Source organism: Klebsiella sp. V115_8 (assembly GCF_029967715.1).
GTDB classification, from domain to species: Bacteria; Pseudomonadota; Gammaproteobacteria; order Enterobacterales; family Enterobacteriaceae; genus Klebsiella; species Klebsiella quasipneumoniae.
Window position 1 is genome coordinate 159,611 of record NZ_JASCAR010000024.1, and the last position, 16,930, is coordinate 176,540.

Here is a 16,930-nt window from a genome sequence, read left to right on the forward strand (position 1 = left end):
CGCGGGGCTCCTATTCTAGCGGAGCGACAAAAATCTGACGTTACCATTTTTGCGATTTCAGAGTATGCCCAGCCAGACGCCAGGTAAAGCCGCTACGCTATTACTATACAGAGTGATAGCGAGGGCCACGAAATGGATGAACTTGATGATAACAAATTAAAGCCAGCGGACGACGAACGTGAGGTTGAAAGTGAAGAAAAGCAGCGCGGGGAGGAGATAGAAGTGGATGAAGACCGTCTTCCCTCGCGGGCGATGGCGATCCATGAACATATTCGTCAGGAAGGGGAAAAAGAGATGGAGCGCGATGCGCTGGCCCTGCTGTGGTCTGCGATTGCGGCCGGTCTGTCGATGGGCGCCTCGTTGCTGGCGAAAGGGATTTTTCACGTCAAGCTGGAGGGGATCCCGGGAGGGTTTTTACTCGAGAACCTCGGGTATACCTTCGGCTTTATTATCGTAATTATGGCCCGCCAGCAGCTGTTCACGGAAAATACGGTCACCGCCGTACTGCCGGTGATGCACAATCCCACCCCCGGAAACGTCGGTTTACTCATGCGGCTATGGTCTGTGGTGCTGGCGGGCAATCTCATCGGCACCGCGGTGGCCGCATGGGCCTTCAATTATATGCCTGTTTTTGATGAGCCGACCCGCCAGGCCTTCGTCAGCATCGCCGAAGATGTGATGAAAAACAGCCCGACGGAGATGTTCGCCAATGCGATTATTTCCGGCTGGCTGGTCGCCACCATGGTCTGGATGTTTCCCCTCGCCGGCGCCGCCAAGATCGTGGTGATCATTCTGATGACCTGGCTTATCGCCCTGGCGGATACTACCCATATCGTGGTGGGCTCGGTGGAGATCCTTTATCTGGTGTTTAATGGAAGCCTGCCCTGGAGCGACTTCATCTGGCCTTTCGCCCTTCCGACGCTGGCGGGTAATATCTGCGGCGGGACCTTCATCTTCGCACTGCTGAGCCATGCGCAGATCCGTAACGACATGAGCAACAAGCGAAAAGCGGAAGCCCGCGCGCAGGCCGCTGCAAAAGCCAAAATGCCGACCGGGCATAAAAAAAGCGCTTAGAATGGCGAGGGTTTAAGCAGTCAGACGGTATAGCTCTTACTCAGGCGGGCGAAAAACGCTATACTCGTGCCGCCTTGTCCCCTTAGTTAAATAGGTATAGCAAATAAAAAATATAAGCAACTGTATTTTTTTACAAAAGAAGAGAAATAACGCTTCTTTTTGTACTCATATATATACACATATTTTGAAGGCTTTATATAACCGGGCATTCGTCATCATTACGACTAGTGCGGTTGATGACGAATGTCACTATTCCTATCACTATCACATCATCCAGTGCCTCATCTTCTAATGCTTCTTCGTCATCAGTTACCAGCGCGCCACCGAACAGTTTTGCGAACTCAGCGCGTTCGTCATAGCGAATTAGCACGGCGTCGCCGTGCTGCGGACATCTGGCCACTTAACCATCTGTCGTTTCTACAATACGCTTATTCGTGTCTATGTTGCAGATGTGATTCAATAACCAGCGAATGATTATCAATCTTAACAGTATTTAGCTATCTTTTCTATACTTACAGAATTTATAAAAACAACATCTTTTACTATAAAAATCATATTAACAGGATAGCTATCTAAAATCATCCATAAGATTAAAATTTATATCAATATTTTTTATAAGACATTACAAGTTCGTCACAATAAGCTAAATTTTAATTACGATAGCCATTAAGTGCGTTATATGGATAAATCACAATGCAAATTCAATATCACATCGTGAGCATAAAACTAAAACCACTCCTTATTTAATAGCGGCAGACAGTAGGAGGAAACATGTTACTTCGCTATTTATTTTTAATCATATTAATCACTTCTTCAGGACTCGGGCACACTGAAGTGAAACGGATAACGATTTATAATGATGGAAATGCATGCCCTGGAAACTGCGACGCACATGTAGTATTTCCAGACGTAATGAATGGCACAGAATATGCTCATGATCCTTTACGTAGTAGTAATGGTAAATACGAAAAATGTATAAATGGACATGAGTGCACAATTTGTTTAGAATCAGGTGAGAAACAATGTTTAGGCACTATATACAGAGGCACTGGCCCTCATGCTAATACTTTTGATTTTACTCCAGCATTTTACCAAATGGCTTGCAATACTGTTCCAAAACAATCAATATTGGCGAAACAATGTAATGTCATTAATAAAAATCAAAACTATCTCAAGAGAAAAACCAATTGCATTACCAATCCCAAAGACCAGAAATGCATCCTAATAATGAAAGAGGCTAATGCAGCCAAAGAACTTGATAATATCAAATACCAAAAATGCCTCAGTGAAGGTGAAAAAAAATACAACCCCACTGTCTCTAAAGATCAAAGACGGGATGATAATTGCAATTATGAATTGATGAGCACTGGTAGAAACAGCCGGGGTAAAACTTGGCAGAAGCTGTTACCGGCTGCTTGCGGAAACATGGCTTTCATGGGAAAAGGTGCGACAGATTGCTGCACCGGAAATACCTTTACAGATGGAGGTTTATTTACAGAATGCAGTCCTTTTTATCCATAAATAACCCCAATACAACATACCACATTAAATAACACACAGCCCGAAAAAAGAAGCTTTCAAATCCGCAGGTGGTTACCATGAGAGGCAAAGTAATAAAGGTTACATTTTTAATTGAATATCCAGACGGTAGCCAGAAAGAAGCATCCTTTAATGATGCCTCTGAAATTCAAGCTATCTATCTATCAGAAGATGTAATGGATGATAAAATGAAAAATGTATTCAACAGATCCACTAACTGGCATGACAATCCTACAATGTTAATACAAAAGGAAAATGAAATTTCCCCTCGATGTCACATTGATTATTGTAGGATACCATAATCAATGTATTTATTTCATACTTAAAAATACAAAAGGCTATCAGTAAGCGCTCATAGCCTTTTGTTCTATTTAAAGAGCATCCTGAACTTCGCCAACACCTTTAAACCGGTTATACATCAGATTCATTTCTGCATCCGTTAACTAGCGGTCTTAAAAAGCAGACCACATAAATGCCAGCGATTTTTTGGGGTAACGCGAGGACCTCACCAACCCTAATAGTAGACGCCCCGTGCATATTACTAACCACACCCGTCAGTGAGGAACCTGATTTCCCGTAAGTTTTATCCATAACTCGCTTGAGTCTCGGTGAGCCATTAATGCCAGTACCGTCATAGCAGCCAATAAAACAGTGCAAGAAGGTTGTAGCTTGCCTGAGGTCGGGAACAGACTACGATATAAAAGACTAAAAATTTCCCTGAGCAGGTATGTAAGCGCACCCGTTTTAGTTCCACGCACTTTTTGAGATTTCCGGGGTTTCAGCCATCAGCCGGTATTCTTCCGGCGTCAGGTTATTCAGGGATTCGTGGGGGCGCTCGCCGTTATATTCAGCCAGCCAGCGCTCTGTAATTTCCCGTGCTTCATTCAGTGTTCTGAACAGATAAAAATCCAGTATTTCTGTTCTGTATGTCCGGTTGAACCGTTCGATAAAGGCATTCTGCGTTGGCTTGCCGGGCCTGATAAACTCCAGCATCACACCATGCTCTTCTGCCCATTGTGCCAGCGTCAGCGAGACCAGTTCCGGACCGTTATCCATCCGCATCTTTAGCGGATATCCGCGGTTTGCCACGATCCTGTCCAGCACTCTCACGACTCGCTGCGCCGGGATATTCAGGTCAATTTCGATCGCCAGTGCTTCGCGGTTAAAATCATCCACCACGTTAAAGGTCCGGAAGCGTCTGCCGCACACCAGCGCATCATGCATAAAATCGATGGACCAGCTCTGGTTCATCGCCTCTGGCGTCGCCAGCGGAGCCGGATTACGCACTGGCAGGCGCTGTTTTCCCTTACGGCGAAAATTCAGTTTCAGCAGGCAGTAAATCCGGTGAACGCGCTTATGGTTCCAGCTTTTGCCCTGCCTGCGCAGCACCTGAAAAAGCTTTTTAAATCCGTATCGCGGATAGTGTTCAGCCGCCACGGTCAGCGCCATAATGACTGGCTCATCACGTTGCGTATCCGGCTGATAACGAAATACCGTCCTGCTCAGCGACAATATCCTGCATGCCTGACGTAAGCTCATGGCAAACTGCGCGGTCAGATAGCTGACCAGATCACGCTTTATCGCTGGTTTTAAAGCTTTTTTTCAATAACGTCTTTCAATGCGCGGCACTCGAGGCTCAGGTCCGCAAACATCTGTTTCAACCGGCGGTTTTCATCTTCGAGGTCCTTCATCTTTTTGATATCAGAGGCTTCCATACCGCCGAACTTCGCTTTCCAGTTGTAGTACGAGGCCTCAGAAATCCCGGCTTCGCGGCACACATCTTTGACGGTGCGTCCGGCTTCGACGGACTTCAGAACGGCAATGATCTGGTGTTCGGTGAATCGGGCTTTGCGCATGGCGATCTCCTCCAGGAACATAATCAGTATGCAGGAAGATCTCTAAATGTGAATGGTCCGCTTTACCGGGATACTTACAAAAGACGGGGAACCAAGGTTGCACATCAAAGAACGACCTCGTAAAAAAGTAGACCGCTGTGATGTTTGTACTGAAGGGGTTCGCGGTGGGTGTGGAACGTGTATTTTTAACGGTAATTTTGAATGAGGTGCTTATGACTTCTACAGACTTTATGGAAGAAAAAGAAGTATTCGAATTACTGGGGAAGAAAAAAACAGCTGTATGGCGTTTACGTAAAGATCATGATTTCCCAAATCCAGTTCTCACCTATCCTACGCGATATAGCAGGAAAGCCGTATTTAATTGGATAGAGGAAGGTAGTATTAACAGAATCAAAAAATAACATAAAAAATAAATAAAAAATCAAACAAAAATTCAAAGCCTTTTATAAAGAAGGCTTTGAATATCAAAAGCGAACTCGACCGGCTTTTATTCAACTCTATCTCTTTTACCAAACATATATCCTAAAGATAGAGTTAAAATCGGTGAGTATGTAGCCCATGTGTCTTTGATAATATTAACGCAATTAATACCACCGTACCTATATATATCATTCGCCATCATTATTGCAATAACTCCAGAATACATATAAAGTGTGTATGTTATTATTTTCCATACCACACTATTTTTTGCATTATCCCCCTCACCGATCACCTTAGCAATTGAATTAGAAAGTGCAGAACCTCTATTTGCATCACTAAAGGAAGCCTTATCTTTAGCTATCTCATTTTTTATAGTTCCGTTAAATTCCGACATGATAACTAATCCTTCACAATCGTATAGATAAGTGATCTGCTCTTATCTCCATTTGTCATCACCAATAGTGAGATATAATATTGAATGCCATTACTTTTATAAAAAGGAAATGGCTCCATAATCCCTTCACCTAATACATTATTAAAATTAATCAGTGTCATCGTGTATATTGCACCTGAATCATCTGCAGAGCCTGTATATCTTACTGTTTTATCTTCATTATCATAAGAAAAGATAATGATGATTTTTTTTGACGCATCAAGATGCAATTCAACCTTTGTAGTCTGTGGCGGAATTAAAATTGTTGTAGATTCTACTGCTGTCCGCTCTCCAATTTTAATCTCTTTTATTATTCCATTTTGATTTATACTCATCTCTACTCCTTACATCACCAAAAAAAATATTATTAACTCTTACCTAAACATGAATAACATGAATTATACACCAAAAAAAGGTTACCTACATCTTATCCTTTCCTGACTTTGCTTTAGATTTTATAAAGGTATCTAGATAAGGCGCTTAATATGCCAGAAAATCTTATCAGCATATAACTCATACGCATCTTTCTGTTCAACTAACCAATCGTGTTTGTTATACACCGCCATAACTCCTCCCAGTTCGTGCCCCAACATCTTTTCGGTGACGTGTGGCATAACCCCTTCCCCTGATAAATTCGTCACCAGCGAGCGCCTGAAGTCATGTGTTCGCCATTCTGGTATATCAATTTTATCCCTTAACTTTTTCATATAGAGGTTCGCTGAAGAACGATCTATAGGTTTGTCCAGTTCCTGGCCAGGAAACAGAACATCATTTCCAGCACTGAGGAGCCTCTCAACAAAAGGTTTCACCTGGTCAAACACCGGGCGACGGATAACGTTACCCATCTTGGAATGCTCTCCTGGCGTCGTCCAGATAAGATCATCCATATTGAATTCGCTGGCGGTAGCCAGACGCAGCTCTGATAGCCTGGCTCCCCAAAGCAAAAGCAGCTGATGAAGCACCTTGTTGGAGGTAACGATCTTGTTGTTCTCCAGCGCCAGCCAGATTTTTGCCAACTCGGTATACGTGAGAACACGGCTACCCACATCAGGTTTTTTGCCAATGGTCTTAACGCTAAGCTTCAGGACCTGGCACGATGGGATCAACTGGCGGCTGATACACCAGTTCATTACAGAACGTAGCTGTAGAAGAAGGACCCTGGCCTTTTTGCTGTTCTTCTTTTCCTGCTTATCAAAGAAACGTACCCATGCAGAAACAGGAATGTTTACTACCGGAGCGTCCGGGAATTCTGTGTACATCGTGTTGTACACAACTGACTTGTACAGCGTCTGAGTGTTCGGCTTCAGCGTTTCAACATACTTGCCCCACCACTGATCCAGGCACTCTTTGAGAGTCAGCTCGCCATCTTCTTTGGCAAAATAATTTTTCGGGTTTAGTCCCTTGAGGTACAATTCGCGCATCTCACCTACGACTACGCGCGCCTCCTTGAGAGACATAGCGGGATAGCGGGCAATGGAGAGGCGAACGGGCTTACCGTTCCAGCGATAACGAAACTGGAATGTGATCGTGCCTGTGGGAGTAATGCGTACACTCAGCCCGTCACCATCTGTGACCTCAGCTGCGCCGCTGTATGGCTTAGCATTGATGCTACGGAGTTTGGTATCACTAAGGGCCACGGCTCTGTATCCTGTACACACTGAAATCCTGCATTCTGTACTCAATGTGTACGCAATGGCAAGTGAACGAAGTGATTTTCTAAGCGAATTGATGCGAACGGAAGGAAATAAAAGGAATGAAATGCTTGATGATACGGGGAATGATAGGATAACATGCAACACAAGCTGAACGCTTAAAAATCAGTAAGTTCTATGTCCCCTTAGTTAAATGGATATAACGAGCCCCTCCTAAGGGCTAGTTGCAGGTTCGATTCCTGCAGGGGACACCATAACCCTCCTGCTTTATGTCGGATCCACGCCGACTTTTGATGGTTTTTCTGCAGCTCCTGTAGACTGTCTACTCAAGGTGGTACCAACCTGATCATCAATGCCCCCTTCCTGTTAACGCACAAAGTGATTTATTTATAGATATAAAACCCGTGGCGCCATTCCTCTTTTTAAAAAGAGGAAAACACCAGTTATAATTTTGCGACTAAAATGAACAACTCACAGGAAAAGACGAGTTGTAAAACGTAATGACATCGTCAGCAGCGACCGCACGAAAAGCATACTGCTCACTCCCGACAGACATTCAAAATATTGATATTCACGATCATAAAAACATAGTTTTCTTGCCCTGACAGGTATGACCTAATGAACAGGCCATCAGACTCATCTATTTTTACCGCAACGCGTTAACACTCACCTAAATCATCACCGCGGCATTAGTATTCAAGTTTCGTTCGCATCGCCTGCTGGCCTCCCATAATCACATTATTATTACCTTTGCCTGTGTAAGCCTGACCTTAGCTATCGTCCTGATTGTTGGATTTTCCTCAATACACCTGTATGAACCAACGATTCGCTTAGCCAGTAATATAATGGTTTACATATGGACGTTCTTTTTTTTCACGACGATGGCATTAACCCGCTTCAGAAATATATTCTGGACAGGAATCTATTTTTACTACTTCGTTTATATCTTAACCTTCTCTTTCTTAACAACCGCAGATGTCGCTAGCGAGAACATAGGGTATAAAGCGAGGCTTTTCGAAACGCTGGGCACTCTGATCTTTATTATCATTATCTTCCTTAATGCGTTTAATCTTTATCAATTATCCAACAATAAATATGAGAATGCCTATCAGAACTCGATTCGTGATTATCTGACGCAGCTGTATAACCGCCGTTATTTTTACCTTGTGCTGATAAAAAAAATGCAACGGGTCTCTGCGCAAAACCATTGTCTAAATTGTTATGCGACATCGATCATTTCAAGCGCATCAATGACAAATATGGTCACTTTCAGGGAGATCTTGTTATTCAGTATGTGGCCGGGGTACTTCAGGATCAGGTTCGCAGAGATGATATTGTGGCCAGAACAGGCGGCGAGGAATTTGCGCTATTACTGTCTGACGTGGGCCAACAGCAGGCGCAACTCATCGCCGAGCGGACCCGCCAGACCATTATCAACCCAGGCGACGTCAGCAGCAGGGTTAAACTGCCCGAAAGCGTCACGATCAGTATCGGTCTTGCCACAACGGAGGATCCTAAAACGGTATAGAATGAATGACTTAACCGTGCCGACGGCGCCCTGTACCAGGCAAAAAAAGCAGGTAGGAATTGCGTGGTTGCCTGGCAGAAGCCCTCCTGCACTCTATAGCCTCGACAATTAACCGACAGCAACACGCTTTATGCGTACAATATCGCGTGGCCTGGTCGTCAACCTGCCGCCCAGCCGACGCAACACTCTCTGGACAACAAAGGAGCCAGGCGTTGATATGAAACAGATCACCCTTAGCGATATGCAGCAGCAGAGCGAAGCGGCGGCCAGTTCCCCGCGCTTACGTGCCCATCGCAATTTTCACCCTGAGCTGAGCGACCCGGTGCAGCGTCTGGCTATCGCTATGGAACCCGGCACCTATATCCGCCCGCACCGGCACCGACATACCTTTGAACTTTTGCTGCCGCTGAAAGGTCGCTTTGTGGTGCTAAATTTTGATGATCATGGCGCGATCACTAACCGGGTGGTGCTGGGTGAAACCTGCACGGCGCTGGAAATGGAGCCTGGCACCTGGCATACGGTGCTCTCACTCGACGCTGGTGGGATGGTATTTGAAGTCAAACAAGGCGCTTATCAACCGCTTGCTGAAATCGACACTATGGACTGGGCGCCAGCAGAAGGTCAGCCGGGTACCGCGGAGATGATGGCCTGGTATGCCATCGCGCAGTCAGGAGATCGCTTTCCCTCTGTAACCCGGTAAGCTTGGCCGCCGCAAACGGATGCCGCGAGCATCCGTTTGCGTTATCCCTGTCGTCCAGGCATTGATCTCAAGAGCCACATTCTCTTCATGATGCGTTTCCTCTCGTCGAGGTCGTTAATAAAAAAACAAAAAAGTGTTGTATTCAGGCGCTAAGCAAACTATTTTTCTCGAGCGAAATAAATGATAGGATTACACAATCAAGTGAATGGCTGACGTAACAATAAGAATAATCATCTTATTGATATAATATTCTCAACATGAATGAATTTCATCAATCAGACCAGCGACGTTAACAAAAAAAAGCACATGACCATCAGATTTTCATTGCTAATACTGACCGCTATTTTTCTGCAATAAACAATCCTTATGAATATAACAGAACGGAATATCTGGAAATTAAATAATTTACCGCCAATGGAGTATTGTTCCCTTTCCCGGGCGCAAAAATTATTAAACTGTGAAATTGAAGACATTCTTCACTGGCATGATATCGGTGCGATCAATCTATGCCTGAAGCTTAACCCGACGCGGGGAACACTAAAACTCGCCGTCCTTTCTCATCAGGAAAAAGAGGTAACCAACACATTTAATCCACTCAATTCATCTGAGACGCTGGAAACCTACTGGTCGCCACACTCCCATATCCATAGCATTTTGCGGATTGATGGCGATATTCCCGTCATGGAAACCCAGAGCGGGAATACCGTCACACAGTTCAACGTCAAGGTCACAGCTTCAGGACTCTGGCATCCGCACAGCCGGAATTTAATGGCGTTGCTGGAGGCGCCTAACGATATTCATCGTGAAAACAGGTTCAGCATGATGCTGCCTGAGAAACCGTTTGTTTATTGTCACTTCATTCCGCAGGAAGCCGAAAACCCCATCCTGTCATTGAATCGGCTCTATATTACCAGTCAGGCAATTGAGAAAATATTTGCCCATAGCATTAGCGCCCGACCGATGGATGTCACAAAAAATCCGCTACGGCAACAAACCGGTTATATCCATCAGGAATTAACCTCACTTCCGCAAAGTGAGGTACTGCTGGAATTTATCCACGATCTTATTCTGTCCCATACTTTATTTAATGTGAAATTGCAGACCATGGCTGAGCCAGACAGGACCCAGCTCTTTCATCACGTGCTGGAAAGGCTTAAGGAGGAAGTCATGCTTAGAGAGAATGCCCTGCCCGACGAGGCCGACACCAGCAACGCAGCCCATCGTTAATCCTGGCTCGCCGCCGAGCGACGCACGCCTTCAGGCAGGAGGCAGGCGGTTTTCCTGCTCAAGCGTTAGCGCAATCTCCCGCGCCAGGGCGATAAATTCGCGTGCCGCGGCGCTCTGCCACGCATCCCTGCGCTGGAGCAAACAGGCCGTTCGCTGCAGCAGCGCGGGTTCCAGCTCAATCGCCACCACATCATCATACTGCCCGGCGATCGCCGCCGGCAGCAGTGTCGCAAGGGGCGTTCGCCGAATGACCGACAGAACGGCGCCGATAGAGTTGGCCTCCATCTGCACGTCAGGTTCGAGCCGATGACGACGACAATAACGATCGATCTGCTCCCGGGTGGCAAACTCGCTGCTCAGTAAAATCAGCGGCTGCGCGTCGAGCGCCTGCAGCCTGAGCGCGTTCTCTCTGGCCAGAGGATGCGTGCGGCTCACCACCAGCGCGAGGGTTTCCGTCAGCAGCGGCTGAACGACAATATCCGGGGAACGACTGTCGTCAAAGGCGATGCCGACATCCAGTTCATCCTGCAGCAACATCATTTCCATGCGCTCCTGGTTCATCTCCTGGATCAGCAATTTCACGCCGGGGTAGCGTCGATAGTAGTTTTCCACCAGCGGTCCCAGCATATAGGTGGTGAAGGTCGGCGTCATGGCAATGCGGAGTTTGCCGCGCTGCAGATCCTCAGCGTCATGCAGAGCGCGCCGCCCCTCCTCAAGATCGCGTAACGCCCGGCGGGCATACTCCAGCCAGATCTCTCCGGCATCGGTTAACCGGATATAACGGCCAGAGCGGTCGAAAAGCTGAACCTCCAGCATGGCTTCCAGCTGGCGGATCTGCTGTGACAGCGCCGGCTGGGAGACGTGCAGCGCCGCGGCGGCGCGGGTAAAGCTACGGTGTTCTGCCACAGCGATAAAGTAGGAAAGATGGCGCAGGAGCATCCGCTTACCTATAAGTAATTCAACTAGGGTTCATCATAAATAAGTCTTTTAACTTATGAAACAAGTTACGTACCCTCTACGCACGACCCGTTGCCTCTTTTACCTTGAACATCATCTTATGCAGGAGTGACTATGTCCGCTCACGATCGCTATCTCCAGCGCGCCTTAGCGCTGGCAAAACACAACACAACCCACGGTGGTCGCCCCTTTGGCGCCGTGATGGTGCGCCATAACGAGGTTGTCGCCGAAGCCGTCAACACCTTTCATCTGAGCGGCGACCCAACGGCGCATGCCGAACTGAATGCCGTTCGCGATATTGCCGCCAGGCTGGGAAGCGAAGTTCTGCGCGAATGCGTTATTTACGCCAGCGGACAGCCTTGTCCGATGTGTCTTAGCGCACTCTATTTAACCGGCGTGCGGGAAGTATTTTTCGCCAACAGCAATCAGGACGGAGAGCCTTTTCAGCTATCTACCGCCGCGATTTATCAGCAGTTGCAGCAGCCGCTGGCGCAGCAGACGTTGCCGATCCATCATCGCCCCCAGCCGGAGGGGCTGGCAGTTTATCAGCGGTGGGCGGAACAGCAGCCATGAAAGCCGTGTTGCGACAGAATCTGACGCTGGGGATCCTGGTGCTGATCGGCATAAATATGCGGCCGCTGCTCACCTCCATCGGCCCTTTGCTTCCGGAGATCCGCGCCGCCAGCGGGATGAGCTATACCCTGGCCGCGCTACTGACCGCCCTGCCGGTGGTAGCGATGGGCGTGCTGGCGCTGGCCGCCGGCTGGGTCGATCGTCATGTCGGTCAAAACCGTAGCATTGCGCTAAGCCTGCTGATTATCGCGGCGGGCGCCCTGTTGCGGGAAATCGCCCCGAATAGCGGCCTACTGCTCACCAGCGCCCTGGCCGGAGGCGTTGGCATCGGCATCATCCAGGCTGCCATCCCGGCGGTGATTAAGCGCTTATTCGCCCGACGGACGCCGCTGGTAATGGGGTTATGGTCAGCTGCGCTAATGGGCGGTGGCGGGTTAGGCGCCGCGTTAACGCCGTGGCTGGCGTCGCACAGCACAGCCTGGCGGGATGCGCTGGCCTGGTGGGCGCTCCCCGCCCTCCTCGCCCTGCTCAGCTGGCTGGCGATTTGCCGGCACCTGCCCCGTGCTCCGCATCAGACCAGCGCCGCCCCCCGGGTAGCGATTATTGGCCAGCGCCGCGCCTGGACGCTGGGGCTCTATTTCGGACTGATCAATGCCGGCTACGCCAGTCTGATCGCCTGGCTGCCGCCCTATTATATGCAGCTTGGCGACAGCGCCCAGTACAGCGGCTCGCTGCTGGCGTTGCTGACGGTTGGGCAAACCGCGGGCGCGCTGCTGCTGCCGGCGCTGGCTCGCCAGGATGACCGGCGCCAGCTTCTGCTGTTTGCTCTGGCGCTCCAGCTGATTGGCTTCTGCGGCTTCATCTGGCTGCCGCAGCACTTCTCCGCGCTCTGGGCTCTCGCCTGCGGCGTCGGTCTGGGCGGCGCGTTTCCCCTGTGCCTGGTGCTGGCCCTCGATCACGCCGGACAACCGACGGTGGCCGGCCGGCTGGTAGCCTTTATGCAGGGTATCGGATTTATTATCGCCGGCCTGTCGCCCTGGCTTTCCGGCCTGCTGCGTAGCCTGAGCGGGAACTACACCCTTGACTGGTCCTGGCATGCGCTCTGTGTCCTGTTACTCATGGCGATCACGCTGCGCTTTATCCCGGCACACTACCCTGCCGAGTGGCGACAGCGCGCCTCTGATCTGCATTAAACCGGTGGCGCGTGGCAACGTGAATGCCGCGCGCCAAGCCTGACTAGCCCCGCTAATCGCCCTGATGAGAAACCCGTTTTCGCAGCGTCGCTGGCGCTAAATTTATTACCGGGCGAAATTAATGTGTCGCCGAATCACGACACTCGTAAGTAACTAAAAATTAATAAAAAAATGCCTCTTGTTTCCCTGATTTTTTAGGCGTACATTAGCGCCATCTGGAGCACTTAACGCACAGAATTGCGAGCTGCCGCAGGGTGAGATTTCACCAGCGACAGCCCTTGAAAAACAGAACAATTAATTCATTTGAACGTCGCATAAGCGCGTGGAGTGATGAGTCGTGAAATACTTCTTTATGGGCCTCTCTTTTATGGTCATCGTTTGGGCCGGTACTTTTGCCCTGATGATCTAGACTGCAGCGGTGTCAAAAAAAACGGGAGCCCAGAGGCTCCCGTTTTTGTTATAGCGTATTCGCCGAAGCGCTAGCTCGCGGCGGGCAGCAAGCCATCCGCGCGGAACATCGCCTTAATGCCGCGGATCGCCTGACGCGTCCGGTCCCGGTTCTCGATCAGCGCGAAGCGGACATGGGTATCGCCATAATCGCCAAAGCCAATCCCCGGAGAAACGCAAACCTTCGCTTCGTTAAGCAGCTTTTTCGCAAACTCCAGCGAGCCCATGTCGGCATAAGGTTCCGGAATTTTCGCCCAGACGTACATGGACGCTTTCGGACACTCCACCATCCAGCCGGCCTCATGGAGCCCTTTCACCAGCACATCGCGGCGGCGCTTATACTGTTCAGCGATATCCCGCACGCATTGCTGATCGCCCTCCAGGGCAGCGATCGCCGCCACCTGCAGCGGCGTAAACGTGCCGTAGTCATGGTAGCTTTTGATGCGGGCAAGGGCGTTCACCAGGGTCTTATTGCCGACCATAAAGCCAATGCGCCAGCCGGCCATGTTATAGCTTTTCGACAGGGTAAAGAACTCGACGGCGACATCGCGCGCGCCGGGCACCTGCATGATGGAGGGCGCTTTCCAGCCGTCATACACGATATCGGCATAGGCCAGATCGTGGACGACCAGGATGTCATACTGCTTCGCCAGGGCGACAACCTTTTCAAAGAAATCCAGCTCGACGCACTGCGCGGTCGGATTCGAGGGAAAGCCAAGGATCATCATCTTCGGCTTCGGATAGCTCTCGCGGATGGCGCGTTCCAGTTCGTTAAAGAAATCCACCCCTTCCACCAGCGGCACCGAGCGCACCTGCGCCCCGGCAATCACCGCGCCGTAGATATGGATCGGGTAGCTGGGGTTCGGCACCAGCACGGTGTCGCCATGATCCAGCGTCGCCAACATCAGGTGCGCCAGCCCCTCTTTCGAACCAATGGTGACGATCGCTTCCGATTCTGGATCGATATCGACGTTATAGCGTTCTTCGTACCAGCGCGAAATAGCGCGACGCAGGCGTGGGATCCCCCGCGAGGTAGAGTAACCATGGGTGTCAGGCCGCTGGGCGACGGTGCAGAGTTTTTCCACGATATGCGGCGGCGTCGCGCCATCGGGATTGCCCATACTGAAATCAATAATATCTTCGCCGCGCCGGCGCGCAGCCATTTTCAGTTCGGCAGTAATATTAAAAACGTACGGGGGGAGACGATCGATACGCGTAAAACGGCGTTCAGGACTGGATTCAGCCATAGGTTCCTCTGATTAACGTTAGCGCCCGGACCGTCCGAGCGACGCTGCCGCTGTTGCGGCTCGTTTAGAAAATAACCTGAAAAAAATCACGTTGTCGAGTGCCCTGACGAAAAATAATCACTGGCGTTAAAAACGGGTATCGTCTGCGCTAAATACGGCAGTACGCTGCGGGATGAATACCGTTTTGTCTGCAAGTGGTAACATATTGATATCTTTTCTATCACGGGTATTTATCGTTTCTTCTGGCGTCTGGCGGTACATCGCCTCCCCACCCCTCAATCCCCTTTTAAAAGTGCGCCTTTTCCTCATTATTTTTCTGCGGCTGGTCTTCTGTCGTCAGGTTTTTTATCATGTCCTTTTCTGGCCACTGACGCGGCGCACCCATGCACGAAATCTTTACTATGATGCTGGCGGTCTATGATCGTGCGGCCCTGATGCTTATTTGCCTGTTTTTTCTCATTCGCCTGCGCCTGTTCCGCGAACTGTTGCATAAGTCGGCGCATACGCCGAAAGAGCTGCTGGCTGTCACCGCCATTTTCTCGCTGTTCGCGCTCTTCAGTACCTGGTCCGGTGTGCCGGTGGAAGGATCGCTGGTAAACGTGCGCATCATCGCCGTGATGTCCGGCGGGATCCTGTTTGGTCCCTGGGTGGGGGCCATTGTCGGGGTGATTGCCGGTGTGCACCGCTATCTGATTGATATTGACGGCGTGACCGCCGTGCCCTGCTTTATCACCAGCATCATCGCCGGCCTGCTGTCGGGGTTGATTAACCGCAAAGTGGCCCGCGATCAACGCTGGAAAATCGGCATTCTGGCCGGAATGGTCTGTGAGACTCTGACCATGATCCTGGTGGTGATCTGGGCCCCTTCCCTCAGCCTCGGCGTGGATATTGTTTCGAAAATTGGTATCCCGATGATCCTCGGCAGCGTCTGCATCGGTTTTATAGTGCTGCTGGTGCAGAGCGTGGAAGGGGAAAAGGAGGCCAGCGCCGCGCGGCAGGCGAAACTGGCGCTCGACATTGCCAACAAAACCCTGCCGCTGTTCCGTCAGGTCAACAGCGATTCTCTGCGCCAGGTTTGCGACATTATCCGCCGCGACATTACCGCCGACGCGGTGGCGATCACCAATACGGAACACGTGCTGGCCTACGTGGGCGTCGGTGAAGCCAACTATCAACATCATAACGATGTCATCAGTCCCACCACCCGACAGGCCATCCGTTATGGAAAAATCATTATTAAAAACAATGATGAAGCCCACCGCACGCCGGAGATCCACTCCTTGATGGTCATTCCGCTGTGGGAAAAAGGGGTGGTCACCGGTACGCTAAAAATCTATTACTGCCACGCCCATCGCATCACCTCGACGCTGCAGGAGATGGCGATAGGCCTGTCACAAATCATCTCCACCCAGCTGGAGGTTTCCCGCGCCGAACAGCTACGGGAGATGGCCAACAAAGCGGAGCTGCGCGCTCTGCAAAGCAAGATTAACCCGCACTTTTTATTCAATGCCCTGAACGCGATCTCCTCCTCGATTCGCCTTAATCCGGACACCGCGCGCCAGCTCATTTTTAATCTGTCGCGCTATCTGCGCTATAACATCGAATTAAAAGACGATGAGCAGATTGATATCAAACGAGAGCTGTATCAGATCAAAGATTACATCGCCATTGAACAGGCGCGATTCGGCGACAAACTGACGGTTATCTATGATATTGACGACGACGTCAGCTGCGTGATCCCAAGCCTGCTTATCCAGCCTCTGGTGGAAAATGCCATTGTGCACGGCATTCAGCCGTGTAAAGGGAAAGGCGTGGTGACGATCGGCATCAATGAGTGCGGTAATCGGGTTCGCATCAGCGTTCGCGACACCGGCAACGGCATCGATCCCGCCGTGGTCGCCCGCGTGGAAGCCGATGAAATGCCGGGTAACAAAATCGGCCTGCTCAACGTTCATCATCGGGTGAAACTTCTCTATGGCGAGGGGCTGCATATCCGCACCCTGACGCCAGGAACGGAGATCGCTTTTTATGTCCCCAATCACTCTACGCCGCAGGCGCTGACGGAGTCTCTGTTGTCATGAGCG

19 protein-coding genes and 1 tRNA gene are annotated in these 16,930 nt (G+C 49.9%); 12 read left to right on the forward strand and 8 right to left on the reverse strand.

Going from position 1 to position 16,930, the window contains the following annotated elements:
* The first annotated feature begins 132 nt into the window (after positions 1-132).
* Positions 133-1,074: a formate/nitrite transporter family protein gene (locus QLG03_RS09440; protein WP_060590099.1), complete on the forward strand. Its 942-nt coding sequence runs from the start codon at positions 133-135 to the stop codon at positions 1,072-1,074.
* A 193-nt stretch (positions 1,075-1,267) separates the two neighbouring features.
* Here the strand turns inward: QLG03_RS09440 and QLG03_RS09445 are convergent, their stop codons facing one another.
* Positions 1,268-1,444: a hypothetical protein gene (locus QLG03_RS09445; RefSeq protein ID WP_227524246.1), complete on the reverse strand. Its 177-nt coding sequence runs from the start codon at positions 1,442-1,444 to the stop codon at positions 1,268-1,270.
* A gap of 401 nt (positions 1,445-1,845) precedes the next feature.
* Here QLG03_RS09445 and QLG03_RS09450 point away from each other — a divergent pair, with 401 nt between their 5' ends.
* Positions 1,846-2,595 (forward strand): hypothetical protein, encoded by a 750-nt coding sequence (locus QLG03_RS09450; RefSeq protein WP_178944620.1) that lies wholly within the window; start codon positions 1,846-1,848, stop codon positions 2,593-2,595.
* Positions 2,596-2,672: 77 nt separating this feature from the next.
* Positions 2,673-2,915 (forward strand): hypothetical protein, encoded by a 243-nt coding sequence (locus QLG03_RS09455; protein ID WP_178944621.1) that lies wholly within the window; start codon positions 2,673-2,675, stop codon positions 2,913-2,915.
* 442 nt (positions 2,916-3,357) lie between these two features.
* Here QLG03_RS09455 and QLG03_RS09460 read toward each other — a convergent pair.
* Positions 3,358-4,469 (reverse strand): IS3 family transposase gene (locus tag QLG03_RS09460; protein WP_282473622.1). Its coding sequence is split into 2 segments (ribosomal slippage): positions 3,358-4,217 and positions 4,217-4,469, totalling 1,113 coding nucleotides; the frame shifts between segments, so codons are not numbered across the junction.
* Positions 4,470-4,681: 212 nt separating this feature from the next.
* On the opposite strand from QLG03_RS09460, the gene QLG03_RS09465 reads away from it, so the two are divergent.
* Positions 4,682-4,870: a hypothetical protein gene (locus QLG03_RS09465; RefSeq protein ID WP_102004364.1), complete on the forward strand. Its 189-nt coding sequence runs from the start codon at positions 4,682-4,684 to the stop codon at positions 4,868-4,870.
* 86 nt (positions 4,871-4,956) lie between these two features.
* Here the strand turns inward: QLG03_RS09465 and QLG03_RS09470 are convergent, their stop codons facing one another.
* The 3 genes from QLG03_RS09470 to QLG03_RS09480 form a co-directional block, all read right to left on the reverse strand.
* Positions 4,957-5,283: a hypothetical protein gene (locus tag QLG03_RS09470; protein WP_102004363.1), complete on the reverse strand. Its 327-nt coding sequence runs from the start codon at positions 5,281-5,283 to the stop codon at positions 4,957-4,959.
* 5 nt (positions 5,284-5,288) lie between these two features.
* A complete protein-coding gene (locus tag QLG03_RS09475; RefSeq protein ID WP_057951000.1) occupies positions 5,289-5,657 on the reverse strand; it encodes a DUF6864 domain-containing function in 369 nt (122 codons plus the stop codon).
* Between the two features lie 132 nt (positions 5,658-5,789).
* Complete coding sequence (locus tag QLG03_RS09480) at positions 5,790-6,959, reverse strand: site-specific integrase (protein WP_282473621.1); 1,170 nt, start codon at positions 6,957-6,959, stop codon at positions 5,790-5,792.
* A 194-nt stretch (positions 6,960-7,153) separates the two neighbouring features.
* On the opposite strand from QLG03_RS09480, the gene QLG03_RS09485 reads away from it, so the two are divergent.
* The 4 genes from QLG03_RS09485 to QLG03_RS09500 all read left to right on the forward strand — a co-directional run bounded on the left by QLG03_RS09485 (position 7,154) and on the right by QLG03_RS09500 (position 10,429).
* Positions 7,154-7,228, forward strand: a tRNA-Arg gene (locus tag QLG03_RS09485).
* A 953-nt stretch (positions 7,229-8,181) separates the two neighbouring features.
* On the forward strand, positions 8,182-8,502 hold the full coding sequence (locus QLG03_RS09490) for a GGDEF domain-containing protein (protein ID WP_065812255.1): 321 nt from the start codon (positions 8,182-8,184) through the stop codon (positions 8,500-8,502).
* 217 nt (positions 8,503-8,719) lie between these two features.
* Positions 8,720-9,202: a WbuC family cupin fold metalloprotein gene (locus tag QLG03_RS09495; protein WP_064157284.1), complete on the forward strand. Its 483-nt coding sequence runs from the start codon at positions 8,720-8,722 to the stop codon at positions 9,200-9,202.
* 366 nt (positions 9,203-9,568) lie between these two features.
* Complete coding sequence (locus tag QLG03_RS09500; RefSeq protein ID WP_101862069.1) at positions 9,569-10,429, forward strand: hypothetical protein; 861 nt, start codon at positions 9,569-9,571, stop codon at positions 10,427-10,429.
* A gap of 30 nt (positions 10,430-10,459) precedes the next feature.
* On the opposite strand, the gene cynR is transcribed toward QLG03_RS09500, so the two are convergent.
* Positions 10,460-11,368: a transcriptional regulator CynR gene (cynR, locus tag QLG03_RS09505; protein WP_101862070.1), complete on the reverse strand. Its 909-nt coding sequence runs from the start codon at positions 11,366-11,368 to the stop codon at positions 10,460-10,462.
* Positions 11,369-11,500: 132 nt separating this feature from the next.
* On the opposite strand from cynR, the gene QLG03_RS09510 reads away from it, so the two are divergent.
* The 3 genes from QLG03_RS09510 (at position 11,501) to ypdK (ending at position 13,561) form a co-directional block, all read left to right on the forward strand.
* Complete coding sequence (locus tag QLG03_RS09510; protein ID WP_023290577.1) at positions 11,501-11,959, forward strand: nucleoside deaminase; 459 nt, start codon at positions 11,501-11,503, stop codon at positions 11,957-11,959.
* On the forward strand, positions 11,956-13,152 hold the full coding sequence (locus tag QLG03_RS09515; protein WP_255988974.1) for a CynX/NimT family MFS transporter: 1,197 nt from the start codon (positions 11,956-11,958) through the stop codon (positions 13,150-13,152). The genes QLG03_RS09510 and QLG03_RS09515 overlap by 4 nt, the downstream gene beginning before the upstream one ends.
* A gap of 337 nt (positions 13,153-13,489) precedes the next feature.
* A complete protein-coding gene (gene ypdK / locus QLG03_RS09520; protein ID WP_099119320.1) occupies positions 13,490-13,561 on the forward strand; it encodes a membrane protein YpdK in 72 nt (23 codons plus the stop codon).
* 70 nt (positions 13,562-13,631) lie between these two features.
* Here ypdK and alaC read toward each other — a convergent pair whose 3' ends face one another.
* A complete protein-coding gene (gene alaC, locus QLG03_RS09525; protein ID WP_004202031.1) occupies positions 13,632-14,846 on the reverse strand; it encodes an alanine transaminase in 1,215 nt (404 codons plus the stop codon).
* Positions 14,847-15,132: 286 nt separating this feature from the next.
* Complete coding sequence (locus QLG03_RS09530) at positions 15,133-15,231, reverse strand: hypothetical protein (protein ID WP_032428955.1); 99 nt, start codon at positions 15,229-15,231, stop codon at positions 15,133-15,135.
* Here QLG03_RS09530 and QLG03_RS09535 point away from each other — a divergent pair.
* Positions 15,230-16,927, forward strand: coding sequence for a sensor histidine kinase (locus tag QLG03_RS09535; protein WP_023290579.1), 1,698 nt, complete (start codon positions 15,230-15,232; stop codon positions 16,925-16,927). The genes QLG03_RS09530 and QLG03_RS09535 overlap by 2 nt on opposite strands.
* Positions 16,928-16,930 lie beyond the last annotated feature (3 nt).